Raw genomic sequence first — 22,443 nt, 5'->3', positions numbered from 1 at the left:
GCCAAGAGGCTCATGGACCAGATGGGTCCCGCCGGGCTGACGACACAAGCGCGCCCCGGGACCCCTTCTCCACTTGGGGACACATGCGTATTCGTGCCACCGTGGCCGCCGTTTCCGGCGCCCTGGCCCTTTCCGCTCTCGCAGTACCGGCCGCGCAGGCCGATGACGGTCGTTCGTGGAACCCGGACAGCGGTCTCACCGCCACCCAGCCCTCCGCCGGGGAGAAGTCGAAGAAGGGGTTCGGCGCGACCACGAAGGCCGCCGCACCGAAGATCACCTCGGCGGTCGTCAACGGCGGCAAGCCGATCGTCGTCGGGACCAAGTCGAAGGTCACGGTGCCGTACACGATGACGGCCACCGACGACTCCGGTATCTATCACGCCGGCGTGTTCATCTGGATCGGCTCGTCCGTGGACGACGAGGACAGCTTCGGCTTCGGTCCGAACGAGAAGTCGATGTCGTGCAAGGCGGTCAACGCGACCACCTCGACCTGCAAGGGCACCATCACCCTCGACCCGGTTTTCCTGATCAGCTCGGACGCGACCTGGTGGCGCGTCGGTGCGGGGGCCCTGGCCAACGACGGCGACGAGGCGGAGCGCGACGCGGCCTCCAAGGTCCGCGTGCAGCGCTTCTCCAAGCTGACCGTGAACGCCTCCCCGGAGCCCGTGAAGAAGGGCAAGACCATCACGGTCACCGGCAAGCTGACCCGTGCCAACTGGGACACCGGCACGTACAAGGGCTACAGCAAGCAGGCCGTGAAGCTCCAGTTCAAGAAGAAGGGCGCGACGAGCTACACGACCGTCAAGACGGTCACGACCAGCTCGACCGGCACCCTGAAGACCACCGTCAAGGCCTCGGCCGACGGCACGTGGCGCTACAGCTTCGCCGGTACGCCGAGCACCCCGGCGGTCTCGGCCAAGGGCGACGCCGTCGACGTGAAGTAGGACCGGCAAACGGAAGCCCCCGGAAGGATCACCGTCCTCCCGGGGGCTTCCCCCTGTCCGCGGCCTAGGCCCCGAAGCGCCGTCCCACCCAGCGCCAGACGAACTCCAGCAGGGCCGCCGCCGCCACCGCGATGGCGACCGCCGCCCACGGCATCGTCGTGCCGACCAGCTTCAGCGCGAAGAAGTCCTGGAGCCACGGCACCACGAGCACGATCAGGAAGCCGAGCCCCATCGTCGCCACCAGGCCGATCCGCCACCAGGTGTACGGGCGGGCGATGATCGCCAGGACCCACATCGCGACCAGGAACAGCGTCAGCGTCGCCGCGCTCGTCTCCGCGTCCAGCGCACCCTCGCCGCTGTAGTGGTGCCGTGCGACCAGGTACGTGGTGAAGGTGGCCGCCGCCGCGATGACGCCCGAGGGGATCGCGTACCGCATGACCCGGCGTACGAAGTGGGGCTGGGCCCGTTCCTTGTTGGGCGCGAGCGCCAGGAAGAACGCGGGGACGCCGATGGTCAGCGTGGCCAGCAGGGTCAGGTGGCGTGGCAGGAACGGGTACTCCACCTGGGTGCAGACCACCAGGATCGCCAGCAGCACCGAGTAGACCGTCTTGGTCAGGAAGAGCGTCGCGACCCGCGTGATGTTGCCGATCACCCGGCGGCCCTCGGCCACCACCGACGGCAGCGTCGCGAAGCTGTTGTTCAGCAGCACGATCTGCGCCACCGCCCGCGTCGCCTCCGAGCCCGAGCCCATCGAGACGCCGATGTCCGCGTCCTTGAGCGCGAGGACGTCGTTGACGCCGTCGCCGGTCATCGCGACCGTGTGGCCGCGCGACTGGAGGGCCGCCACCATGTCCCGCTTCTGCTGCGGGGTGACCCGGCCGAACACCGCGTTCTGCTCCATGGCCGTGGCCATCTCGTCCGGGTCGGTCGGCAGCCGGCGGGCGTCCAGCGTGTTCTCCGCGCCCGCGAGGCCCAGCTTCCCGGCGACCGCGCCGACCGAGACCGCGTTGTCGCCGGAGATGACCTTGGTGGCCACGTTCTGGTCGGCGAAGTAGGCGAGCGTGTCGCCCGCGTCCGGCCGCAGCCGCTGCTCCAGGACGACCAGGGCGGTGGGGGCGGCTCCGGCGGCCGCGCCGGGCGCGTCCAGGTCGTCGCCCTGCACCCGGGCCAGCAGCAGCACCCGCAGCCCCTGCTGGTTGAGCTGCTCGATCTCGGCCAGGGTCGTGTCGCCCTCGGACAGCAGGACGTCGGGCGCGCCGAGCAGCCAGGCCGAGGCCGTCCCGTCGGCCTCGGCGAACGCCGCGCCGCTGTACTTGCGCGCCGAGGAGAACGGCATCGCGTCGGTGACCGCCCAGGCGGCCTCTTCCCTCTGCGGGTACGCGTCGATGATGGCCTGGAGGCTGGCGTTGGGCCGGGGGTCCGAGGCGCCGAACGTCCGCAGCACGTCCTCGACGTACGCCTCGTCGCTCCCGTTCAGCGGCCGGACCTCCGTGACGTCCATGCCGCCCTCGGTCAGCGTGCCCGTCTTGTCCAGGCAGACCACGTCGACCCGGGCCAGGCCCTCGATGGCGGGCAGCTCCTGCACCAGGCACTGCTTGCGGCCCAGCCGTACGACGCCGATGGCGAAGGCGACGGAGGTGAGGAGGACCAGGCCCTCGGGGATCATCGGGACGATGCCGCCGACGGTCCGGGCGACGGAGTCCTTGAAGTTGTTGTCCTTCACGACCAGCTGGCTGATGATCAGCCCGATCGCCGTCGGCACCATCATCCAGGTGACGTACTTCAGGATCGTGCTGATGCCGCTGCGCAGCTCCGAGTGGACGAGCGTGAAGCGCGACGCCTCCTCGGCGAGCTGCGCGGCGTACGCCTCGCGCCCGACCTTGGTCGCGGTGAACGCCCCGCCGCCCGCGACGACGAAACTGCCCGACATCACCGGGTCGCCGGCCCGCTTGATCACCGGGTCGGCCTCGCCGGTCAGCAGCGACTCGTCGACCTCCAGGCTGTCGGCCTCGGCGACCACGCCGTCCACGACCACCTTGTCGCCGGGGCCCAGCTCGATCACGTCCCCGAGGACGATCTCGTGGGTGGAGATCTCGGCGGCGACCCCGTCGCGCCGCACGGTCGGCTTCGCCTCACCGATCACCGCGAGGCTGTCCAGGGTCTTCTTGGCCCGCCACTCCTGGATGATGCCGATGCCGGTGTTGGCGACGATCACGAAGCCGAAGAGGCTGTCCTGGATCGGCGCGACGAACAGCATGATCACCCAGAGCACGCCGATGATCAGGTTGAACCGGGTGAAGACGTTGGCCCGGACGATCTCGGTGAGCGAGCGCGAGGACCGTACGGGTACGTCGTTGACCTCCCCGCGCGCGACCCGTTCGGCGACCTCGGCGGTGGTCAGACCGTCCGGCCGGTGGGGCGGCGGCGGTGGCTCCATGGGGTGTACGGGGTCGAGTTCCGCCCCCGCGTCGATCATGGCCGGCCGGGAGGGTCCGGGGGTCTGCTCCCCGGAGGAATCGAGTGCCCGCTGCGTCATGCGTCCGACGTTACGGGCGCGCGCCGTGAATCTCCCGCCAGGGGGTCGAAGATCCGACCAGGGGAGGACGAAGACGGTCCCGTGGTCGTACGGAGACGCGAGCGGGTCAGGCGGTCAGGCCGTCAGGCAGGTCAGGTCGTCAGGCGGTCGGGTCGGCCAGGTCAGCCGTCAGGCCGTCCGGTCGGCGCGGTCCGGCCGGTCGCCGCTCAGCGCCTTGTCCGCCGCCTCGGCCCCTGCCGCGTCCTTCACCTCGGCCCGGGCCGCGTGGCGCTTGAGGGCGGCGTCGCGGCCGCGCACGTACCAGATCCCGATCAGGCCGAGTCCGGCGCCGGCCAGCGGGGTCCACACCCACCAGGTGTGGCCGCGGTCGGCGAACCAGCCGTAGAAGGGGAGCTGGGCGAGGAAGAGGACGAACCAGAGGATCGTGCCGCCGACGACGGTGGCGACGACGGGGCCCTCCAGGGGTTCGGGCGCCTCGTGCTTCGGTGTCCACTTCTCCATGCGTTCAGTGTATGGGGACGGGTCCGGACCACCCGATCGGCGGGTGACGAGGCGGACGGCCCAAGGGTCTACGCGCGGAGATAGCGATCTTCGCTTGATGTATTCATACTGAATCTGCTTTGGGCTGGCTCGAATTGTTCGTCGGAACATCCAAATTCGATCACCTCTCGTCCTTTGCTCCGCCTCCCCTACGTACGACTGAGGTCACCCATGCCCCCCTCGGCCACCGCTCCGGTCGACTCCCCGCCGCCCGCGGCTCCGCAGCCCCAGGGCAGCCTGGACCGGTTCTTCAAGATCTCCGAGCGGGGGTCGACCGTCGCCCGCGAGTTCCGCGGCGGGTTTGCCACGTTCTTCGCGATGGCGTACATCATCGTGCTCAACCCGATCATCCTGGGCAGCGCGAAGGACATGTACGGCCACCAGCTCGACAACGGTCAGCTGGTCACCGCCACCGTGCTCTCCGCCGCCTTCTCCACGCTGCTCATGGGCGTCATCGGCAACGTGCCGATCGCGCTCGCCGCGGGCCTCGGCGTCAACACCGTCGTCGCGCTCCAGCTCGCCCCCCGGATGAGCTGGCCGGACGCGATGGGCATGGTCGTCCTCGCGGGCATCGTGGTGATGCTGCTGGTCGCCACCGGGCTGCGGGAACGCGTGATGAACGCCGTGCCGAGGTCGCTCCGCAAGGGCATCGCCATCGGCATCGGCCTGTTCATCCTGCTGATCGGCCTGGTCGACTCCGGTTTCGTCTCGCGCATCCCGGACGCCGCCATGACCACCGTGCCGCTCCAGCTCGGCGGTGACGGCCACCTCAACGGCTGGCCGGTTCTCGTCTTCGTCCTCGGCGCGCTGCTGACCCTCGCGCTGATCGTGCGCAAGGTGCCCGGCGCGATCCTGATCTCGATCGTCGCCATGACGGTCGTCGCCGTGGTCATCGACGCGGTGGCGGGCCTGCCCGAGGGGGCGTGGGGTCTGACGACGCCCGCGTGGCCGGGCAATCCGGTCTCCGCGCCGGACTTCGGGCTGCTCGGCGAGGTCAGCCTGTTCGGCGGCTTCGAGAAGGTCGGCTATCTGACGGGCGTGCTGTTCGTCTTCACCGTGCTGCTGTCCTGCTTCTTCGACGCGATGGGCACCATCCTCGGCGTCGGCGACGAGGCGAAGCTGATGGACGAGAACGGCAACTTCCCCGGCATCAACAAGGTGCTGCTGGTGGACGGCATCGCGGTCGCCTCGGGCGGGGCGACCTCCGCCTCCGCCACCACGTGCTTCGTGGAGTCCACCGCGGGCGTCGGCGAGGGCGCCCGCACCGGACTGGCGAGCGTGGTGACCGGTCTGCTCTTCTCGGTGGCGCTGTTCCTCACACCGCTGGCGACCATGGTCCCGTCGCAGGCGGCCACTCCCGCCCTGCTGGCGGTCGGCTTCCTGATCATCGCGGGCTCGGTGCGGGACATCGACTGGAGCGACTACACGCTCGCGATCCCGGCGTTCCTCGCGATGGTGATGATGCCGTTCACGTACTCGATCACCAACGGCATCGGCATCGGCTTCGTCGCCTTCTCCGTGCTGCGCCTGGCGGCGGGCCGGGGCCGTGAGGTGCCGATCGCGATGTACGTGGTGTCGGCGGTCTTCGTCTTCTACTACGCGATGCCGGCGCTCGGCCTCACGTGATCGGGTCCCTGGTCACCGGGCCCGTCGGCCCGCAGAGCTTTTCGGTCTCTCCGTAGAACTTCTCCGTCTCCTCGACGGCCACCTTGAAGCGTTCGTCGAAGTCGTCGCGGATGAGCGTCCGGACCACATAGTCCTGGACGCTCATTCCGCGTTTCGCGGCGTGCTGCCGGAGCCGGTCGAGCAGCTCACCATCTATCCGCAGGCTGAGCACTGTCGATCCCATGCCCAGCAGGGTCCACGCCCCGGAGCGCTCTTCGCGTCACTTTCCGCTTCCAACTCACTCGTTCGGGTGATCGGAATTTACGGGAGGTGTAACCGGGTGGTATTTAGGTTGGGTAATGAGTTACGCTAACAAACATGCCTGACCTGATCCACGACGGCGACAGTGCCGCCGCCGTGAGCTCCCTCCGCTCCGCCGTGATGCTGCTGGGCCGTCGCCTGAAGCATCAGCGTGTCGACGAGTCGCTGAGCCCCACCGAGATGTCGGTGCTCGGCACCCTGGCCCGCTGCGGCTCGGCCACCCCCGGTGAGCTGGCCCGCAAGGAGCACGTACAGCCGCCGTCGATGACCCGCATCGTCGCGCTGCTGGAGGCGAAGGGGCTGGTCAGGCTGGAACCGCACCCCGATGACCGTCGGCAGAAGAGGGTCAGCCAGACCGAGCAGGCCGAGGCCATGCTCGCGGAGAGCCGCACCAAGCGGAACGCCTGGCTGGCCCACCTCGCCGAGGGCCTGGACGAGGACGAGTGGGAGACGCTTCGGGCCGCCGCGCCCGTGTTGGAGAAGCTCGCCCACCTATGACCCCACGGGCGCGCCGACGGTGATCCACCCGCCGGGCTGTATCCCTGTATACGGCCGGACCGGACCGGATCACCGCCGGAGCGCCCGTCGTCACGTCCTCGTCGGACCGCACGCCGCAGACGTACGAGGAGATGAACCCTTTTGAGTACGGGACCCGGAGCAGACTCCGCCCCCGCACCGAATTCCACCCACGAGAGCACGACCGGCGGGACCTTCTCGTCGCTGAAGATCCGTAACTACCGCCTGTTCGCCACGGGCGCCGTGATCTCCAACACCGGTACCTGGATGTCCCGCATCACGCAGGACTGGCTCGTGCTGAGCCTGACGGGTTCCGCCACCGCCGTAGGCATCACCACAGCCCTGCAGTTCCTTCCGATGCTGCTCTTCGGCCTGTACGGCGGCGTCATCGCCGACCGCCTCCCGAAGCGGCAGATCCTGCTCGTCAGCCAGGCCATGCTCGGCCTGTGCGGTATCGCGCTGGCCGCCCTTACCCTCTCCGGGGTCGTCGAGGTCTGGCACGTCTACCTGGTCGCGTTCCTGCTCGGCATGGTGACCGTCGTCGACAACCCGGCGCGCCAGTCGTTCGTCTCGGAGATGGTCGGCCCCGCGCAGCTGCGCAACGCGGTCAGCCTGAACTCGGCGAACTTCCAGTCCGCCCGGCTCATCGGCCCCGCCGTCGCGGGTGTCCTGATCACCACCGTCGGCAGCGGCTGGGCGTTCCTGCTCAACGGCCTGTCCTTCCTGGCCCCGCTCGTCGGCCTGCTGATGATGCGGACGAACGAACTGCACGCCTCGGTGACCGTGCCCCGCGCCAAGGGCCAGCTCCGCGAGGGCCTTGCTTACGTCCGGGGCCGCCCCGAGCTGGTCTGGCCGATCGTCCTGGTCGGCTTCGTCGGCACGTTCGGCTTCAACTTCCCGATCTGGCTCACCGCCTTCGCCGACGAGATCTTCGACGGCGGCGCGGGCATGTACTCCTTCTTCAACATCCTGATGGCGGCCGGTTCGCTGGCCGGCGCGCTGCTCTCGGCCCGCCGCCGCTCCTCGCGGCTGCGGATGCTGGTGGCGGCGGGTACGGCGTTCGGCCTGCTGGAGATCGCGGCTTCGCTCTCCCCGACCGTCTGGCTGTTCTCGATCCTCCTGGTCCCGATCGGCATGCTGGGCCTGACGACGAACATCACCGCGAACACGAGCGTCCAGATGGCCGCCGACCCCGAGATGCGGGGCCGGGTGATGAGCCTGTACATGATGGTCTTCGCCGGGGGTACGCCGGTGGGGGCCCCGATCGTCGGCTGGATCAGCGACACGTACGGCGCGCGCACCGGCTTCGCGGCCGGCGGCGCGATCTCGGTGATCGCCGCCCTGGCCGTCGGCTTCGCCCTCGCCCGCGTCGGCGGCCTCCGCTTGAAGGTCGACCTCCGCCCGGGCCGCCCGCACGTCCGCTTCGTCCCGCGCGAGCAGCTGGCGACGGCGGCGTGACAGGGACAGAAACGCCCTCCTTCCGGACCGGGAGGAGGGCGTTGTCGCGTCCCGCTCGACCGCGCCTGCCAGACTCGCGCGCATGAGCAGCAGCGAACCCGGTCGTCCGGTCACCCAGCGGCTCTTCGCCGCCGTCCTGCCTCCCGACGCGGCCGTCGCCGAGCTCCGTACGGCTCTCGCGCCGCTCCACGGCCTGCCCGGGGCGCCGGATCTGCGCTGGACGGGCCCCGAGGGCTGGCACTTCACGCTGGCGTTCTACGGGGAGGTGCCCGAGGGCGCCACGCCGGAGCTGGAGGCGCGTCTGGAGCGGGCCGCGCGCCGTACCGGGCCCTTCGCGCTCCGGGTGCACGGGGCCGGGCATTTCGACGGGCGGGCGCTCTGGGCCGGGGCGGCGGGCGGGCTTGACACCCTGCGGCTGCTCGCCGGGCGCGCGGAGGCCGCCGCCCGGCGAGCCGGGCTGCCGATGGAGGAGCACCGCCGCTACACCCCGCACCTCACGCTGGCCCGCAGCCGGGGCGCGGCGGACCTGCGGCCCTTCGCCGCGGCGCTGGCGGGGTTCGAGGGGCAGCGCTGGGAGGCCGCCGAGCTCACGCTCGTACGAAGTCACCTGCCGGTGTCCGGGGTGCCGGGGGAGCGGCCGCGCTACACGGCGGTGCGGGCCTGGCCGCTGGGCGGGTGAGGGTCCGCCATGACGCCCGGGGCGGCCCGGCGGCCGGGGCCGGTGAGCGGTGCCGTTACGCTCGAAGGGTGGACCCGAAGACCAGAAACCGCATCATGGCGGCCGTGCTCGTGCTGATATTCGTCGTCGTCGCCGTGGGGGCCGCCCTGGGCGGCTGAGACCGGCGGGCCGCCGGGCGGTGTGACACACCGCGGGGCGGCCCGGCGCGTCCGGGGTGCGTGCTTGCCTGGAGTGGACTCGAAGGAGTTGGCTTGGGCGCCATGAAGTACACACAGCTCGGACGTACGGGACTCAAGGTCAGCCGGCTCGTCCTCGGGACGATGAACTTCGGCCCGCAGACCAACGAGTCGGACAGTCACGCGATCATGGACTCCGCGCTCGGCGCGGGCCTGAACTTCTTCGACACGGCCAACGTCTACGGCTGGGGCGAGAACAAGGGGCGCACCGAGGAGATCCTCGGCACCTGGTTCGCCCAGGGCGGCGGCCGGCGCGACAAGGTGGTCCTGGCCACCAAGATGTACGGGAACATGGGCGCCGACGGCGAGGCCTGGCCCAACCACGACAAGCTCTCCGCCGTGAACATCCGGCGCGCGGTCGACGCCTCGCTCAAGCGTCTCCAGACCGACCACATCGATCTGTACCAGTTCCACCACGTCGACCGGGACACGCCTTTCGACGAGATCTGGCAGGCGATCGACGTCCTGGTCCAGCAGGGCAAGATCCTCTACGCCGGTTCGTCCAACTTCTCCGGCTACAAGATCGCCCAGGCCAACGAGCAGGCCGCCCGGCGCGGTTCGCTCGGCCTGGTCAGCGAGCAGTGCATCTACAACCTCGTCGAGCGCCGCGCCGAGATGGAGGTCATCCCGGCCGCGCAGGAGTACGGCCTCGGGGTCATCCCCTGGTCCCCGCTGCACGGCGGCCTGCTGGGCGGCGTGATCAAGAAGACGACCGAAGGCGGCCGCCGCGCCTCGGGCCGCGCGGCCGACGCCCTGGCCGACCCCGCCACCCGCGCGCAGCTCCAGGCGTACGAGGACCTGCTCGACAAGCACGGCCTGGAGCCCGGCGAAGCGGCCCTGGCCTGGCTGCTGACCCGCCCCGGCATCACGGGCCCGATCGTCGGCCCGCGCACCGCCGAGCAGCTGGACAGCGCGCTGCGGGCGCTTGAGCTGGAGCTCCCGGAGGCGGTGCTCACGGGTCTGGACGAGATCTTCCCGGGCCCGGGGCCTTCGCCGGAGGCGTTCGCCTGGTAGGGCTGCACGAACACGAAGAAGGGGCCTCCCGTCGCTGTGACGGGAGGCCCCTTCTTCGGGGTTACGGGCCGGGGTGCCACGGTCAGAACGGCATGTGGCCGCGGGCACGGCGACCGGCCGAGCCGCTCTTGCCGACCGCCTTGGAGCTGCTGCGGAACGGCTTGCTGAAGAGGCGGCCCAGGACGCCGGGGGCCTTGCCGCCGGCGCGCGAGCCCAGGCCCAGCGTGCGCTGGGTGCCGCGCTCCGGGTGGCGCGAGAGGCGCGGGACGAGGAAGGCGAGTACGAGGAGAACGGCGCAGACGGCGACTATTCCGACGACCATCATGGTGAATCCTTGTCCTGGTGCTGTGGTTGGCGGGTGGTGTCTGCCACGCGTGCCCGATCGTCGGCACCTGAATCCTCCGGGTTGTGCTGTCGCCCGCGCGCGGCGGACGGATCCTGTCTGACCGGGAGATACCCGGGCAGGAGATGCTTCGCCGGGCCCGGGGGTGACCGCCCGGCGAACGACGAAGAACGAAGAAGGGGAGGGACGCAACGATGTCTCCGGTGAGCGAGAAGTGGGGCGAGGTCCTGCGCACGCATCTGGCCCTCGGCGAGGAAGGATCGCCCGTGCGGGCCGCCGCCGCGTTCTCCGCCGACGCGGGGTTCTTCGCCGTCGCGGGGCGGGGTGACGAGGACGGGTGGCCGTACTTCCGCTCGATGGCGCCCGACGCGGAAGGCGCGGACGCGGACGACGTCGAGGCCCTGTGCACCGTGTGCGAGGAGGCCGTCCACCCCCGGGGTCTGCGGATCGCGGGCACGTTCTGGCAGCGGGAGAGCCGCGAGGTGATCTCCGACGTCGTCACCGGGAGCGAGCTGGAGCTCGCCCTGTTGCGGGACGGCGACCGCGCGATGTGGGTCGTCCGCGCGGCGCAGGGAGTCTGCACGTTCGTGCTGGTGGACGGGGACAGCGAGGCGAAGGTCTCCGAGGCCCGGTCCCTGGCGCTGGACTTCGATTCCTTCCTGGTCGGGCAGGGGTACTGAGCGGAGGGCCACCGTCTCCGTACCCGTCCGTGGCCGGGCCGCCGTTCCCGCTCCCGGCCAGCCCGGCCGCCCGGTCACCGGTCCCGCGAGCCGCTTTCCGGGCCGTACGCCCGAGGCTCCGGCTCCTCGTCCGTCAGCTCGGGCTCCAGCCCCTCCGACACGTCCGTACGCGGGCGGCCCGCATCGCTGCGCCAGGCCTCGAAGGCCCAGCCGGTCAGCACGACGACCGCCCCGCCCAGCAGCCATCCGCCGATGACGTCGCTGAACCAGTGGACGCCGAGGGCGATCCGGGTGAACCCGACGCCCAGCACGGAGATCCCGGCCGCCGCCCAGCACAGCCCGCGCCACCGGCGTGGCACCAGCGGCAGCAGGACCAGCAGCAGGACCGCGCACGACGTGGTGGCCGTCATCGCGTGGCCCGAGGGGAACGAGTAGCCCGGCGCCCGGGCCACCGGGTCCTGGAGCGAGGGCCTGGCCCGCTCCACCACGACCTTCACCAGCACCCCGGTCAGCGCGCCCCCGATCGCGGTGGTCGCCGCCCAGGCGGCCAGCCGCCACGCCCGCCGGTACAGCAGCCAGCCGGTGAGCAGGGCGACCGCGATCCGCAGCGTCGCCGGGTCCCACAGCCAGTCCGACAGGAAGCGCAGCGTCGCCGTCCACCCCGGATGCTCCAGGGCCACCTCGTGCAGCCGGCGGGCGGCCCCCGCGTCCAGGCGCAGCAGGGGCGGCCACGCCCCCTCGACGAGGAGCAGGAGCAGACCGAACGGCACCGCCGCTGCCGCGCCGGCCCCGATGGCCAGGAGCAGGCGTACGCCCAGGCGGCGGTCGGCGCGGCGGGTCCGGTCCTGAACGGCGTTCCGGGCGGCGTTGCGGGCCGCGGGGTCCGGTTCCGGGGCGGGAGGTTCGGCGGGGGATCGTGGCACGTCATGCTCCGGGGTCGGCGGTGATCGGTCCGGGCCTGCGGGCGCGGGCCGCCTCCAGCTGGGCGGCGAAGGCCAGCCCGAGGAAGAGGGCGATGGAGGTGAGGTAGGCCCACAGGAGCAGCGACATGAACGCGCTCAGCGGACCGTAGACGGTGTCGAAGGAGCCGCTGATCCGGAGGTAGAGGCTCAGGAGCCAGGTCAGCGCCGTCCACACGACGAGGTAGAGGGCCGCTCCGAAGGCCAGCCAGGTGTAACCGGGCTGCTTGCGGCGCGGGGACCGGCGGAAGATCGCGCTCGCCGAGACGAGGGCGAGCAGGAAGCCCAGCGGCCAGCGCAGCAGGTCCCAGGTGTCCCGGGCGGTGTCGCCGAGACCGTACACGGAGGCCGCCGCCGAGACGAGTTCCCCGCCGGCCACCATCATCACGGAGCCGATGCCGAGCGGGATGCCCGCGCTCAGGGCCATCACCAGCCCGCGCAGGTACTTGAGGTGGAAGACGCGGTCCCGCTCCACCCCGTAGATCCGGTTGGCGCCGCGCTCTATCTGGCACATCGCGGTGGTGACGTTGGCCACGGAGAAGGCAAGACCCAGCCAGAGGGCGACCTCGGGACCGTCGCCGTCGCTCTGCTGGTTGCGGTTCAGGGCTTCGTCCACCACCTCGGCGCTGGGGCCCTCGCTGATGCCGCGGATGGTGAGTTCGGCGAGCCGTCCCACGTCCTCCGTGTGCAGCTCGGCCGAGAGACCGACGAAGGCGATCACCAGCGGGATGATCGCCAGGATCGTCTGCAGGGCCAGCGCGCGGGCGTGGCTGAAGCCGTCGGCGTAGCGGAAGCGCACGAAGGCGTCCCGCATCAGCGGCCAGCGGCCGTACCGGCGCAGGGCCGCGAGCGCCTCGTCGCCGGACAGCTCGTCCCCGCTCATGTCACGGGTCACCGGGACCCTGGTCGCCGTCCCCATCAGCGTTCCCGTGCCGGGAGCATGACGGTCAGGGCGCCGGGCCGCACCTCAGCCGTGAGGCGCAGGCCGGGGCCCACCGGGTCCCCGTCGATCTCGCGCGACTGCGGCCGGGCGAAGGCCAGCTCGGCGCGGCGGAAGGTGTGGAACTCGACGGGGCCGCCGTCGCCGGGTGCGGACCGGGACGGGTCGGACGTACGGCCGCCGCCCGTGTCCGTACGGCGCGTGTCCGGGCCGCCCGCGCCCCGGCGCTTCGCGCGCAGCAGCACCCCCGCCGCGCGGAGCCAGCCGCCCGCGCCCCGGGGGTCGAACACCGCGAGGTCCAGCAGGCCGTCGTCGGGCTTCGCGGCGGGGACCGGGGCCGCGCCCGCCTGGACCGTTCCTATGTTGGCGAGGAGGACCATCCGGGCGGTGCGGCGCAGTTCCGGGCCGCCGTCGAGACGGACGGTCAGCCGCATGCGGGGCGTGCGCAGCCCCTTGGCCCCGGCGAGGACGTACGCGGGCCAGCCCAGGACCGACTTGGCGCGGTCGGAGGTCTCCTCCAGCATCGTCGCGTCCAGCCCCGCCCCGGCCATCGCGGTGAAGTGGACGGCGGGGAACCCGTCGCCCTCGATCCGGCCGAGGTCCAGGGCACGGGGCTCGCCGGTCAGGCCCGCCGCGAGGGCCTCGGCGGGGCGGAGCGGCAGGTGCAGGTGGCGCGCCAGCAGATTGCCGGTGCCGGACGGTACGAGAACCAGCGGGACGCCCGTGCCGGCCAGGGCGTCCGCGACCGCCCGGACCGTGCCGTCGCCGCCGCAGACCACGATCAGCTCGGTCCCGGCGCGCAGGGCCTCGGCCGTCTGGCCGCCGCCGGTGTCCTCGGCGGTGGTGGCCACGAACGGGGTGTCGCGGTAGCCGTGCTGGGCGAGGACCAGACGCAGCTGCTCCTGGGTGGCCTCGTCGGTCACCGTCGGGTTGACGATGACCGTGAGCTGCTTCTGTGCCGGGGCGGGCCGCTCCTCGGCGGCGGCCACGGCGATGTCCATGGCGTCGGCCGGGGGGCGGCCCACCCAGGAGTGCCCGGGGAGCACGGCCCGGCCCACGACGAACAGGGACAGCGCGCCGTTCGCCAGCCCGCCGGCCACGTCGGTGGGGTGGTGCATGCCCCGGTAGAGGCGCGCGAGACCCACGAGCAGCGGGAGGAGCAGCAGGAGCGCGGCGAGCGGCTTGCGCCACGGGGCCCGGACCCGGGAGAGGACCAGGACGGCGAGCCCGGCGTACAGCGCGGTGGCCGCCCCGGTGTGCCCCGAGGTGTAGCTCGATGTGGGCGGGGAGTCGTCCATGCGCTCCACGTCCGGGCGGGTCCGGTCGACGGAGGCGGTGATCAGGACGAAGATCATCGACTGGAGCGACACCCCGACGGCGAGGAAGACCGCCTCGCGCCACCGGGGCAGCCGGGGAACCAGGACCAGCGCGAGGCAGGCCAGCAGGGTGAGGCCCACCACCGTGGCGGTGTCCCCCAGGGCGGAGGCGATCGTGGAGGCGGTGTCGAGGGTGGTGGTACGGGCGTCTTCGAGCGCCTCGACGGCCGTGTCCTCCGCGGTCATCGGCCAGAACTCCCGGGCGGGCCCGGTGATCAGCAGCCCGAATCCGGCGATGACGGCCGCCTGGCAGACCGCGAAGGCACCGATCCGGGCTGCCGCCCGGGGGACGCCGGTGGAGAGAGCGGGGGAGTGGCCGGGGCGCGGGGGAACGGGTGCTCCCCGACGACCGCTCCGGCCGGGCTCGTCGTTGCCGGTGGGCGCCGCGGGCCGGCCGTTGCCACCGGTCGCCGTGGCGGTGGTGCTGTCGGCTCCCCTGGACGGGCCGTTCCCGCCCGCTCCCGCGGCCCCGACGTTCCTGTCGGCTTCCGCGGGTCGGCCGCTGCGGTCGGCCTCCCCGGTCCCGCTCGTGTCTCTCGCCGGAACGCTTGTGCCCATCGGGTCCCCCCACCTCTGCTCCGCCGCCCGGCGGTTCGGGGGAGACCACTTCTCCCTCGGCGATACGCCGTATGCCCTGTCGTGAGCGGGTCAGACTCCCGGCCCGGTGATCTCCGCCTCCGCCTCCGCCCTCGCGGCTCAGGGCCCGGAGAGCGGAACGGCCGCCGTGATGGAACGGCCCCCCTCCGGCAGCTGTGCGATGTCGACCTGGTCGGCGAGCCGGTGGACCAGCCACCAGCCCGCCCCCTCCAGCCCGCCCCGGCGGACGTCCGGGGCGACGGGTGAGGCGGGGAGGACCTCGTCACAGGGGTCGGTGACGCTGATGGTGATCTCGCCGCAGCTCAGCGTGCAGACCAGGAAGCAGTCCCGGGACAGGTCCGCCCGGTGGTGCAGCACATGGCCGACGAGTTCGGAGGCGATGAGCGTGGCGTCCCACACGCCGGCCAGATGCGCCGAGCGGTAGCGGGCGTCGGGCGAGCAGGACAGCGGGTAGAGGGCGAACTCCACCTCCTGTCGCGCCTCGGCTGCCGTCCTCGGCCGGGACACCAGCTTGGCCGTATCGGCCCCCTCGCTCTCCACGGGCCGACTCCTTTCGTCTCGTGCCGGTCAGGCCGTCCGGGGCTTCGGCACGGAGACATCGGGGGGCACCATGCGCTGGATAGGGATACCTGCCACCGCCTCCTCCTCGGCCGCCGCCTTGCGCAGGATCGTGTCTGCGGCCAGCAGGGCGTCATGAACGGTCCGGGTGCCGGTGCTCACACACAGCGTGTACGTCACGTCCTCCAGGCTCCGCTGGAGTTCGTAGTCGGAGTCCTGGGAATGGCGCAGTTGCAGGTCGTTGTAGCGGGCCAGCAGGGTGCGCATGGCATCCGGGCTCGGGGTCAGCATTCTGTCCTCACCAGCCGTCGCAGAGGCAATGTGGCTCACCTAGTGCCCCGGGGGTCCCGCCGCCATGTCTGTTTTCATCACCACTTTCGGGCGAATGGTCTGACCGCGTGGGTCGGGGTTTGAAGTGGACGACGAGGGTCAGGCGGGTCGTGACCGCAACGCCGACGACACCACGAGGTGAGTGACATGGCTGCTGACGAGAAGACCCAGGCCAAGACCGAGCAGGCCAAGGGCAAGATGAAGGAGATGGCCGGCCGGACCGTCGGCAACGAGCGTCTCGCCGCCGAGGGCCGGGGCGAGCAGGCCAAGGGCGACGCTCGCCAGGCCAAGGAGAAGATCAAGGACACCCTGACCGACTGAGGTCGGCACCCTGCGGCACCGGGCCCCGCGGAGTTCGTCTCCGGCGGGGCCGTGCTGTGTCCGGGGACGGGGGAGCCAGGAGCGCCCCCGTACCTCGTCAGAGGTTGCCCGCGAAGCCGTCCAGCGCCGCCAGCACCGCCCGCCGGGTCTCCGTGCCGCCCATGTGGCCCGCGTTGTCGATGACCGTCAACGTGGCGTCGGGCCAGGCCCGGTCCAGTTCCCAGGCGGTGATCAGGGGGCCCGCGAGGTCGAAGCGGCCGTGGATCAGGGCGGCCGGGATGCCGGTCAGGCGGTGGGCGCGGGCCAGGAGCCGGCCCTCCTCCAGCCAGGCTCCGTGGGAGAAGTAGTGGGAGCAGATCCGGACGAGCGCCAGCTGCTCGCGGCCCGGGCGGCTGCCGTACGGGGGCGGGCCCGGGATCGCCTCCATCGACAGGACCGCGTCCTCCCAGGCGCACCAGTCCGCCGTCGCCTTCTCCCGTACGGCGGCGTCCTCGCTCTCCATCCGGCGGGCGTACGCCGCGACCAGGCCGGCCGGGTCGCTCGTCTCGGGGACGCCCGCGCGGAAGGCGGCCCAGGCCTCGGGGAAGAGCTGTCCCGCGCCCCGGTAGAGCCAGTCGATCTCGCTGCGGCGGGTCGTCGTCACCGCCGGGATCACCGCCTCCGTGACCCGCTCCGGGTGCTCCTCGGCGTACGCCAGGATCAGCGTCGAGCCCCACGAGCCCCCGTACAGCAGCCACCTGTCGATGTTCAGGTGGTCCCGCAGGCGTTCCATGTCGGCGATCAGGTGGGCCGTCGTGTTGTGCCGCATGTCCGTCGCCGGATCGCTCGCGTGCGGCGTCGAGCGGCCGCAGCCCCGCTGGTCGAAGAGGACCACCCGGTAGCGGTCCGGGTCGAAGTACCGGCGGGAGCGGGGTGTGCTGCCCGAGCCGGGGCCGCCGTGCACCACGAGGGCCGGCTTGCCGTCCGGGTTGCCGCACACCTCCCAGTACACGAGGTTGCCGTCCCCGACGTCCAGCATGCCGCTCTCGTACGGTTCGATCGGCGGATACAGCGTGTCGTCCTGTGGACGTTCCATCCCCGGGCCCTCCCTCGTGAGTCGGCCGGACAGCCTACGGCAGCGGCGTAGCCTGGACGCCGTGAACGCCGCTCCCCGGGTCCTCGCCCGCATCGCCGGTCTGCTGGCCGCCGCCGCTCCCGAGGAGCGCGGCGCGCTGTGGCAGCTGGCCGAGCCGGGGCGGGAGTTGGACGCCAATCTGGTGCGGCTGCCGCCCGGCGCCGACGTCGGTGAGCACCAGGAGGACGTGCTCGATGTGCTCCTCGTCGTGCTGGCGGGGGCGGGCAGCGTCAGGGCGGGCGACGGCCAGGTCCTGGATCTCGCGGCCGGCGCCGTTCTCTGGCTGCCCCGCACGTCCCGGCGGGCGCTCACCGCCGGACCGGACGGGCTCACCTACCTCACCGTCCACCGCCGCCGCCCCGGCCTCGCGATCAAGCCGCCGGGCGGGGCGTACGAAGGCGGCGAGGGGCCCTGCATGCTGGACCGGGTCTGCCCGGAGTGCGGGCGGCTGTCGCAGGACCCCGCGCCGGTGTTCTGCAGCCGGTGCGGGGAGCGGTTCCCGGAGCGGTGAGCCGGGGGCGGGACGCGCGCGTGCTGCTGTGGTGAGCCGGGCGGGGCAGGAGTGGCCAGGAGCGGCCACGAGGGGCCAGGAGGCGAAGCCCCATCGCCGCCGCGCTCCTCAGAACCCCTCGCACTCCGTCAACTCCGGTCGCCCCGGCGGGTTCTTGTCGCCCACCAGGCCCGACAGGTTCTCCTTGTACATGTCCTCCCACACCCGGCCGGCCAGGATCGTCCGGAGCGCCGAGCACACCTCGCGCTTCAGCGTCGGGGTCCCCGGCCGCATCGCCACGCCGTAGCCCTCTGCGCCCTGGATGTTCTCCAGCCGCCGCACCTTGCCCGGGTTGGCCTCGACGTACCCGGCGAGAATGATGTCGTCCGAAGCCACCGCGTACACGTCGGACTTCGGGTCCAGCAGCTTGTCCAGGCAGTCCTGGTAGGTGTTGGGCTGCGATTTCGCCATGGTGAAGCCCTGCTTCGGCAGCGCCTTCTCGTACGTCGACTCCCGTGCCGTGCACACCTCGACGCCCAGGTCCCGCAGATCGCTGGAGTCGTTGATCGTGTACTTCGCCGACTCTTCGCGGACCAGGAAGCCGCGGCTCGCCTCGTAGTACGGGCCCGCGAAGTCGACGCTGTAGCCGTCGGGGCCGGCCGTCTTGCGGTCGTCGGTGATGCTGTACGAGGCGATGACCAGGTCCACCTGCTTGGTCTTCAGCGCGGTGGACCGGTAGTCCGTGGCGACGGTGGTGAAGGCGACCTCGCCCTTGCCGTACCCCATGGACTCGGCGATCGCGTAGGCCAGGTCGATGTCGTAACCCTGGTACGTACGCGTCTTCCGGTCGAACTTGCTCAGCCCGGGCTGGTCGTCCTTGACGCCGATCTCCAGGGTGGGGTGCGTGTCCTTCCACCGCTCCTGGCTGCCGCTGCCCGCCTGCCCCTGCCCCTCCGCCGAGCCGGACCTCTCGCCCTGCTTGCCGTCCTCGCCGTCGCCCTGTGCGACCAGCCAGCCCGCCCCGGCCAGCAGCGCCACGCACACGACGGCCGCCGCGATCCGCCAACTCCGGTACCGGGCACGCCGCCCGCTCGGCGCAGGGGAGGGAGGAACGGGTTCCGGCGACCGAACGGCCGTGCGCAGAACGGGCGTCGGGGGCGTCGAGGGGTCCGGCGTGGAGACCGCCGTAGGCGGATGCGTCGCCGCTGCCGCAGCGCCCGCGTCCGGCGAGGCGGGGTCGTCGAGCACCTCGCGGAGCATCGCCTCCGCCGTGGCCGCGTCCAGGCGCTCCCGGGGGTCGGTGATCAACAGCCCCTGGATGACCGGGGCGAGGGGCCCGGCGTACCGGAGTACGGGGTCGGGGGACTGCCGGACGTTCTCCTGGACCTCCCACACCTCGTGCCCGGCGAAGGGCACGCGGCCCTCGACCGCCTCGTACAGCGTGACGCCGAGCGCCCACAGGTCGGAGGCGGGCGTGGGGCCGGGGGAGGCGGGGGCGAAGAGCTCGGGGGCCAGATAGGAGGGGGTGCCGATGACGCTGCCGGTCCGGGTCACCCGGTCGGCGCCCTCGAAGGTGGCGATGCCGAAGTCGACCAGGATCGCGAGGCCGTCGTCCCGGACGAGGACGTTGCCGGGTTTCACGTCGCGGTGGACGACCGATGCCGCGTGGACCGCCCGCAGGCCCTGGAGGACCTGGAGGCCGATGGTCGCGGCGCGCGGCACGGCGAGGACCCCGTCGCGGCTCAACAGGTCGGCGAGGGACCGTGCTTCGAGCAGCTTCATCACGATCCAGACCTGGTGGTCGGTCTCGACCTGGTCATGGACCGTCACCACGTTCAGGTGCTCGATCTTGGCGATGGCCTCCGCCTCGCGGCGGGCGCGCTGCATCGCCGTCGCCTGCGTGCCCGGCGTCATGGCGTTCCGGTCGAGCAGGCCCTTGACCGCGACGTAACGGTTCAGCCGCCGGTCGTGGGCCTTCCAGACCTCGCCCATCCCGCCGCTGCCGATCCGCTCCAGCAGCTCGTAGCGGCCGTCGATCACGGTCCGGGGGGCCTCGTCGTCCGCCCGGCGGCCGACGAGGCGCCAGTCCTGCCCGTCGCCTGCTCTGCCGGCCCTGTCTTCGTTGTGCATACGACCCCCTGTGCACTACATGGACCAGGCCAGATTAGACACCTTCTAGGCGGCCGCGCCGCCGTTGCTCTTCAGCAACTGGCCGTTGATCCACTGTCCTTCGGGGGAGCACAGGAAGTCCACCAGATGGGCGGTGTCCCGCGGGGTGCCGAGCCGGCCGAGCGGGGTCCCCCGGACCAGGGCCTCGCGGAGGTCGTCCGACATCCATCCGGTGTCCACCGGGCCGGGGTTGACGACATTTGCCGTCACCCCGAGGTGGGCCAGCTCGTGCGCGGCGGCGAGCGTGATGCGGTCCAGGGCTCCCTTGCTGGCGCCGTAGGGGAGGTTGCCCACGGTGTGGTCGCTGGTGAGCGCGACGATCCGGCCGGTGGCGGTGCCCGGCTCGCCGCGGAAGCGGAGCCCGTACTCCCGGATCAGCAGCCAACTGGCCCGGGAGTTCACCGCGAAGTGCCGGTCGAACGCCTCCACCGTGGTGTCCAGCAGCCCCGAGTCCACTGACTCCGCGTGCGAGAGGACGAGCGCGGTCACCGGTCCGCCGAGGCGCTGCTCGGCCTCGTCGAAGATGCGGGCCGGCGCGTCGGGGTCGGTGAGGTCCGCCTCGATCGCCGCCGTACGGGCCCCGGCCTCCGCCAGCTCCTGCGCGATGGACGCGGCGGCCCCGGGCTCGGCGCCCCACTCCATGCGGCGGTCGTACGGCGTCCAGTAGGTGAAGGCGACGTCCCAGCCGGACGCCGCCAGCCGCCGCGCGATGCCCGCGCCGATGCCGATGCTGCGGCCGACGCCGGTGATCAGGGCGATGGGGCGGGACGGGTCGGGAGCGGGCGAGGGCTGTGCGGTGGTCGTCACGCGGTGATCCTTCGTGACCCGTAGGCGTACGTCAATGACGTTTCCGGTCACCGCTGCGACCCGCGCCGACCTGTGCTGACCTGCGGTGACCCATCTTCCTGGTGGGCCGACGCGATCTTTCTGTTTCCCCTCGGCGACCCACGCTCCTAGCGTGGACCACGGAAACCGCAACGAACGGTACATATCGGAGAGAGGGATCCACATGAGTGAGCAGCAGCAGTCGCTGAAGGGGAAGACCGCCGTCGTCGCCGGAGGCGCGAAGAACCTCGGGGGCCTGATCAGCCGCTCGCTCGGCGAGGTCGGAGCGAACGTCGTCGTCCACTACCACGGCGAGAACACCGCCGCCGATGCCGAGAAGACGGCGGAGGCCGTACGGGGCACGGGTGCCCAGGCCGTCGTCGTGCGCGAGGACCTGACCCGCGTCGAGGGGGTGCGGAGCCTCTTCGACCAGGCGCTGGACGCCTTCGGCGGGGTGGACGTCGCCGTGAACACCACGGGCATGGTGCTGCGGAAGCCGATCGCCGAGACGACCGAGGAGGAGTACGACCGCATGTTCGCGATCAACTCCAAGGCGGCGTACTTCTTCCTCCAGGAGGCGGGCGCCCGCCTCAACGACGGCGGCCGGATCGTCAGCCTCGTGACCTCCCTGCTCGCCGCGTTCACCGACGGGTACGCCACCTACGCGGGCGCCAAGGCCCCGCTGGAGCACTTCACCCGGGCGGCGGCCAAGGAGTTCGCCCCGCGCGGGATCGCGGTGAACAATGTGGCCCCGGGGCCGATGGACACGCCGTTCTTCTACCCGCAGGAGACGCCGGAGCGCGTGGAGTTCCACAAGTCCCAGGCGATGGGCGGCCGGCTGACGGAGATCGAGGACATCGCGCCGCTGGTGAAGTTCCTCGTCACCGAGGGCGGCTGGATCACCGGCCAGACGATCTTCGCCAACGGCGGCTACACGGTCCGCTGATCCCTGTCGGCCGATGGCGTCCGGGAGGACCGCGTGAGTCTGGACCTGCGCAAGCTGGAGCATCTCGTCGCCGTCGCCGAGGAGGGCGGGTTCACCCGGGCGGCCGAACGGCTGCACCTGAGTCAGCAGGCGCTGAGCACCTCCATCCGCACCCTGGAGCGGCACGTCGGCGTCCGGCTCCTGGACCGGGGCCACCAGCACGTCACCCCGACCCCGGCCGGGCAGGCCCTCATCGACGACGCCCGGGCGCTCAGCGCCCAGGCGCTCGCCGCCCTGGACCGGGCCCGCCGCATCGGGCGCGGCCAGGCCGGGCATCTGCGGATCGGCCACACCCCGGCGGTGACGGCGGAGGAGGTCGTGGACCTGCTGACCCGGGCGGGCACGGAGGAGCAGGGCATACAGGCCCACGTCCGCCAGCTCTTCCCCGACGAACTGCGCGAGCAACTCCTCACCGGCGCTTGCGACCTGGGCCTGACCCGGGCCATGCCCGCCGGCACGGGGCTCACCCGGGCCCGGATCGCCGAACACCGCCTGCGGGTCGCCGTCCCCGCCAGGCACCCGCTCGCCGACCGGCCCACGGTGGCCCTGGCCGACCTCCGGGGCCAGCCGCTCACGGTGTGGGGCGAGGCGGGCTCGTCCGCGTACACGGACCTCCTGATCGGCCTGTGCCGTCAGGCGGGCGTCGAACCGGACGTCCGGCGCAACCCGGTCCAGGGCACCCCGCCCGTCACCGCCGTCACCGCGACCGGCCGCATCGCCTTCGTCACGACGCCCCCGGGCCCGGCGGCGGGCGGCGCCGCCCACGTCGTCGACCTGGACCCGCCCGTCCATGTCCCGGTCCACGCGCTGTGGCCCGCGCACACGACGTGCCCGGGGCGGGACCTCTTCCTCAGCCGGACGGAGGCGGCGGGAGCAAGCGGCTCCCTCGCGGAGTGACGAGGCCGGG

General features: G+C 72.1%; 23 protein-coding genes. 11 read left to right on the top strand and 12 right to left on the bottom strand.

What is annotated here, in order from left to right; all coding sequences use genetic code 11:
- The first annotated feature begins 83 nt into the window (after positions 1-83).
- The gene (locus IE134_RS03805; protein WP_098016326.1) at positions 84-944 is read left to right on the top strand and encodes a DUF5707 domain-containing protein; all 861 of its coding nucleotides are present in this window, start codon (positions 84-86) and stop codon (positions 942-944) included.
- A gap of 64 nt (positions 945-1,008) precedes the next feature.
- On the opposite strand, the gene IE134_RS03800 is transcribed toward IE134_RS03805, so the two are convergent.
- The gene (locus IE134_RS03800) at positions 1,009-3,480 is read right to left on the bottom strand and encodes an HAD-IC family P-type ATPase (protein ID WP_189429569.1); all 2,472 of its coding nucleotides are present in this window, start codon (positions 3,478-3,480) and stop codon (positions 1,009-1,011) included.
- 168 nt (positions 3,481-3,648) lie between these two features.
- Positions 3,649-3,981 (bottom strand): DUF2530 domain-containing protein, encoded by a 333-nt coding sequence (locus IE134_RS03795; RefSeq protein ID WP_032782488.1) that lies wholly within the window; start codon positions 3,979-3,981, stop codon positions 3,649-3,651.
- 210 nt (positions 3,982-4,191) lie between these two features.
- Here IE134_RS03795 and IE134_RS03790 point away from each other — a divergent pair, with 210 nt between their 5' ends.
- Positions 4,192-5,646: an NCS2 family permease gene (locus tag IE134_RS03790; protein ID WP_030709719.1), complete on the top strand. Its 1,455-nt coding sequence runs from the start codon at positions 4,192-4,194 to the stop codon at positions 5,644-5,646.
- Here the strand turns inward: IE134_RS03790 and IE134_RS03785 are convergent.
- Positions 5,639-5,869, bottom strand: a complete 231-nt coding sequence (locus IE134_RS03785) for a hypothetical protein (RefSeq protein WP_050513600.1) — start codon at positions 5,867-5,869, stop codon at positions 5,639-5,641. The genes IE134_RS03790 and IE134_RS03785 overlap by 8 nt on opposite strands.
- 134 nt (positions 5,870-6,003) lie before the next feature.
- Between IE134_RS03785 and IE134_RS03780 the strand changes: the two genes are divergently transcribed.
- The 4 genes from IE134_RS03780 to IE134_RS03765 all read left to right on the top strand — a co-directional run bounded on the left by IE134_RS03780 (position 6,004) and on the right by IE134_RS03765 (position 9,849).
- Positions 6,004-6,444, top strand: coding sequence for a MarR family winged helix-turn-helix transcriptional regulator (locus IE134_RS03780; protein WP_006126571.1), 441 nt, complete (start codon positions 6,004-6,006; stop codon positions 6,442-6,444).
- A gap of 141 nt (positions 6,445-6,585) precedes the next feature.
- Positions 6,586-7,920 (top strand): MFS transporter, encoded by a 1,335-nt coding sequence (locus IE134_RS03775; protein ID WP_098895770.1) that lies wholly within the window; start codon positions 6,586-6,588, stop codon positions 7,918-7,920.
- Positions 7,921-8,002: 82 nt separating this feature from the next.
- The gene (gene thpR, locus IE134_RS03770; protein WP_098895771.1) at positions 8,003-8,599 is read left to right on the top strand and encodes an RNA 2',3'-cyclic phosphodiesterase; all 597 of its coding nucleotides are present in this window, start codon (positions 8,003-8,005) and stop codon (positions 8,597-8,599) included.
- A gap of 260 nt (positions 8,600-8,859) precedes the next feature.
- Complete coding sequence (locus IE134_RS03765; protein WP_030709711.1) at positions 8,860-9,849, top strand: aldo/keto reductase; 990 nt, start codon at positions 8,860-8,862, stop codon at positions 9,847-9,849.
- Positions 9,850-9,931: 82 nt separating this feature from the next.
- Here IE134_RS03765 and IE134_RS03760 read toward each other — a convergent pair whose 3' ends face one another.
- Positions 9,932-10,174: a DUF6411 family protein gene (locus IE134_RS03760; RefSeq protein ID WP_030709709.1), complete on the bottom strand. Its 243-nt coding sequence runs from the start codon at positions 10,172-10,174 to the stop codon at positions 9,932-9,934.
- A gap of 212 nt (positions 10,175-10,386) precedes the next feature.
- On the opposite strand from IE134_RS03760, the gene IE134_RS03755 reads away from it, so the two are divergent.
- On the top strand, positions 10,387-10,872 hold the full coding sequence (locus tag IE134_RS03755) for a hypothetical protein (protein WP_030709708.1): 486 nt from the start codon (positions 10,387-10,389) through the stop codon (positions 10,870-10,872).
- A 74-nt stretch (positions 10,873-10,946) separates the two neighbouring features.
- Here the strand turns inward: IE134_RS03755 and IE134_RS03750 are convergent, their stop codons facing one another.
- From IE134_RS03750 to IE134_RS03730, 5 genes are all read right to left on the bottom strand, one after another.
- Positions 10,947-11,795 carry a phosphatase PAP2 family protein gene (locus IE134_RS03750; RefSeq protein WP_030709706.1) on the bottom strand — a complete coding sequence of 283 codons (849 nt, stop codon included), beginning with the start codon at positions 11,793-11,795 and terminating at the stop codon, positions 10,947-10,949.
- A 1-nt stretch (position 11,796) separates the two neighbouring features.
- Positions 11,797-12,750, bottom strand: coding sequence for a YihY/virulence factor BrkB family protein (locus IE134_RS03745; protein ID WP_189429567.1), 954 nt, complete (start codon positions 12,748-12,750; stop codon positions 11,797-11,799).
- Positions 12,750-14,705 (bottom strand): bifunctional phosphatase PAP2/diacylglycerol kinase family protein, encoded by a 1,956-nt coding sequence (locus tag IE134_RS03740; protein WP_229823285.1) that lies wholly within the window; start codon positions 14,703-14,705, stop codon positions 12,750-12,752. Before IE134_RS03740 ends, IE134_RS03745 begins: the two co-directional genes overlap by 1 nt.
- Before the next feature lie 138 nt (positions 14,706-14,843).
- Positions 14,844-15,284 carry an ATP-binding protein gene (locus IE134_RS03735; RefSeq protein WP_050513599.1) on the bottom strand — a complete coding sequence of 147 codons (441 nt, stop codon included), beginning with the start codon at positions 15,282-15,284 and terminating at the stop codon, positions 14,844-14,846.
- 27 nt (positions 15,285-15,311) lie between these two features.
- On the bottom strand, positions 15,312-15,593 hold the full coding sequence (locus IE134_RS03730) for a DUF5133 domain-containing protein (RefSeq protein ID WP_030709697.1): 282 nt from the start codon (positions 15,591-15,593) through the stop codon (positions 15,312-15,314).
- Between the two features lie 186 nt (positions 15,594-15,779).
- Between IE134_RS03730 and IE134_RS03725 the strand changes: the two genes are divergently transcribed.
- Positions 15,780-15,953, top strand: a complete 174-nt coding sequence (locus tag IE134_RS03725) for a CsbD family protein (RefSeq protein ID WP_078614335.1) — start codon at positions 15,780-15,782, stop codon at positions 15,951-15,953.
- 97 nt (positions 15,954-16,050) lie between these two features.
- Here IE134_RS03725 and pip read toward each other — a convergent pair whose 3' ends face one another.
- On the bottom strand, positions 16,051-17,028 hold the full coding sequence (gene pip, locus IE134_RS03720; RefSeq protein ID WP_030709695.1) for a prolyl aminopeptidase: 978 nt from the start codon (positions 17,026-17,028) through the stop codon (positions 16,051-16,053).
- A gap of 61 nt (positions 17,029-17,089) precedes the next feature.
- On the opposite strand from pip, the gene IE134_RS03715 reads away from it, so the two are divergent.
- On the top strand, positions 17,090-17,578 hold the full coding sequence (locus tag IE134_RS03715; protein ID WP_098894835.1) for a hypothetical protein: 489 nt from the start codon (positions 17,090-17,092) through the stop codon (positions 17,576-17,578).
- A 108-nt stretch (positions 17,579-17,686) separates the two neighbouring features.
- Here the strand turns inward: IE134_RS03715 and IE134_RS03710 are convergent, their stop codons facing one another.
- Together IE134_RS03710 and IE134_RS03705 are read right to left on the bottom strand one after the other, a co-directional pair.
- Positions 17,687-19,687 carry a serine/threonine-protein kinase gene (locus IE134_RS03710; protein ID WP_189429565.1) on the bottom strand — a complete coding sequence of 667 codons (2,001 nt, stop codon included), beginning with the start codon at positions 19,685-19,687 and terminating at the stop codon, positions 17,687-17,689.
- 45 nt (positions 19,688-19,732) lie between these two features.
- Positions 19,733-20,533 carry an SDR family oxidoreductase gene (locus tag IE134_RS03705; protein WP_098894837.1) on the bottom strand — a complete coding sequence of 267 codons (801 nt, stop codon included), beginning with the start codon at positions 20,531-20,533 and terminating at the stop codon, positions 19,733-19,735.
- A gap of 202 nt (positions 20,534-20,735) precedes the next feature.
- On the opposite strand from IE134_RS03705, the gene IE134_RS03700 reads away from it, so the two are divergent.
- Both IE134_RS03700 and IE134_RS03695 read left to right on the top strand, forming a co-directional pair.
- Complete coding sequence (locus IE134_RS03700; RefSeq protein WP_030709687.1) at positions 20,736-21,497, top strand: SDR family oxidoreductase; 762 nt, start codon at positions 20,736-20,738, stop codon at positions 21,495-21,497.
- Between the two features lie 33 nt (positions 21,498-21,530).
- Positions 21,531-22,433, top strand: a complete 903-nt coding sequence (locus IE134_RS03695; RefSeq protein ID WP_098894838.1) for a LysR family transcriptional regulator — start codon at positions 21,531-21,533, stop codon at positions 22,431-22,433.
- The last annotated feature ends 10 nt before the right edge of the window (positions 22,434-22,443 follow it).

Source organism: Streptomyces rubiginosohelvolus (genome assembly GCF_014649875.1).
Classification (GTDB): Bacteria; Actinomycetota; Actinomycetes; order Streptomycetales; family Streptomycetaceae; genus Streptomyces; species Streptomyces rubiginosohelvolus.
This window is presented reverse-complemented; position numbering and strand designations above follow the sequence as displayed.

Coding starts and splice junctions, on each gene's coding strand:
- IE134_RS03765 (WP_030709711.1), top strand. CDS start 8,860: ATGAAGTACACACAGCTCGGACGTACGGGACTCAAGGTCAGCCGGCTC.
- IE134_RS03795 (WP_032782488.1), bottom strand. CDS start 3,981: ATGGAGAAGTGGACACCGAAGCACGAGGCGCCCGAACCCCTGGAGGGC.
- IE134_RS03710 (WP_189429565.1), bottom strand. CDS start 19,687: ATGCACAACGAAGACAGGGCCGGCAGAGCAGGCGACGGGCAGGACTGG.
- IE134_RS03780 (WP_006126571.1), top strand. CDS start 6,004: ATGCCTGACCTGATCCACGACGGCGACAGTGCCGCCGCCGTGAGCTCC.
- pip (WP_030709695.1), bottom strand. CDS start 17,028: ATGGAACGTCCACAGGACGACACGCTGTATCCGCCGATCGAACCGTAC.
- IE134_RS03760 (WP_030709709.1), bottom strand. CDS start 10,174: ATGATGGTCGTCGGAATAGTCGCCGTCTGCGCCGTTCTCCTCGTACTC.
- IE134_RS03725 (WP_078614335.1), top strand. CDS start 15,780: ATGGCTGCTGACGAGAAGACCCAGGCCAAGACCGAGCAGGCCAAGGGC.
- IE134_RS03755 (WP_030709708.1), top strand. CDS start 10,387: ATGTCTCCGGTGAGCGAGAAGTGGGGCGAGGTCCTGCGCACGCATCTG.
- IE134_RS03740 (WP_229823285.1), bottom strand. CDS start 14,705: ATGGGCACAAGCGTTCCGGCGAGAGACACGAGCGGGACCGGGGAGGCC.
- thpR (WP_098895771.1), top strand. CDS start 8,003: ATGAGCAGCAGCGAACCCGGTCGTCCGGTCACCCAGCGGCTCTTCGCC.
- IE134_RS03785 (WP_050513600.1), bottom strand. CDS start 5,869: ATGGGATCGACAGTGCTCAGCCTGCGGATAGATGGTGAGCTGCTCGAC.
- IE134_RS03700 (WP_030709687.1), top strand. CDS start 20,736: ATGAGTGAGCAGCAGCAGTCGCTGAAGGGGAAGACCGCCGTCGTCGCC.
- IE134_RS03745 (WP_189429567.1), bottom strand. CDS start 12,750: ATGGGGACGGCGACCAGGGTCCCGGTGACCCGTGACATGAGCGGGGAC.
- IE134_RS03805 (WP_098016326.1), top strand. CDS start 84: ATGCGTATTCGTGCCACCGTGGCCGCCGTTTCCGGCGCCCTGGCCCTT.
- IE134_RS03730 (WP_030709697.1), bottom strand. CDS start 15,593: ATGCTGACCCCGAGCCCGGATGCCATGCGCACCCTGCTGGCCCGCTAC.
- IE134_RS03790 (WP_030709719.1), top strand. CDS start 4,192: ATGCCCCCCTCGGCCACCGCTCCGGTCGACTCCCCGCCGCCCGCGGCT.
- IE134_RS03800 (WP_189429569.1), bottom strand. CDS start 3,480: ATGACGCAGCGGGCACTCGATTCCTCCGGGGAGCAGACCCCCGGACCC.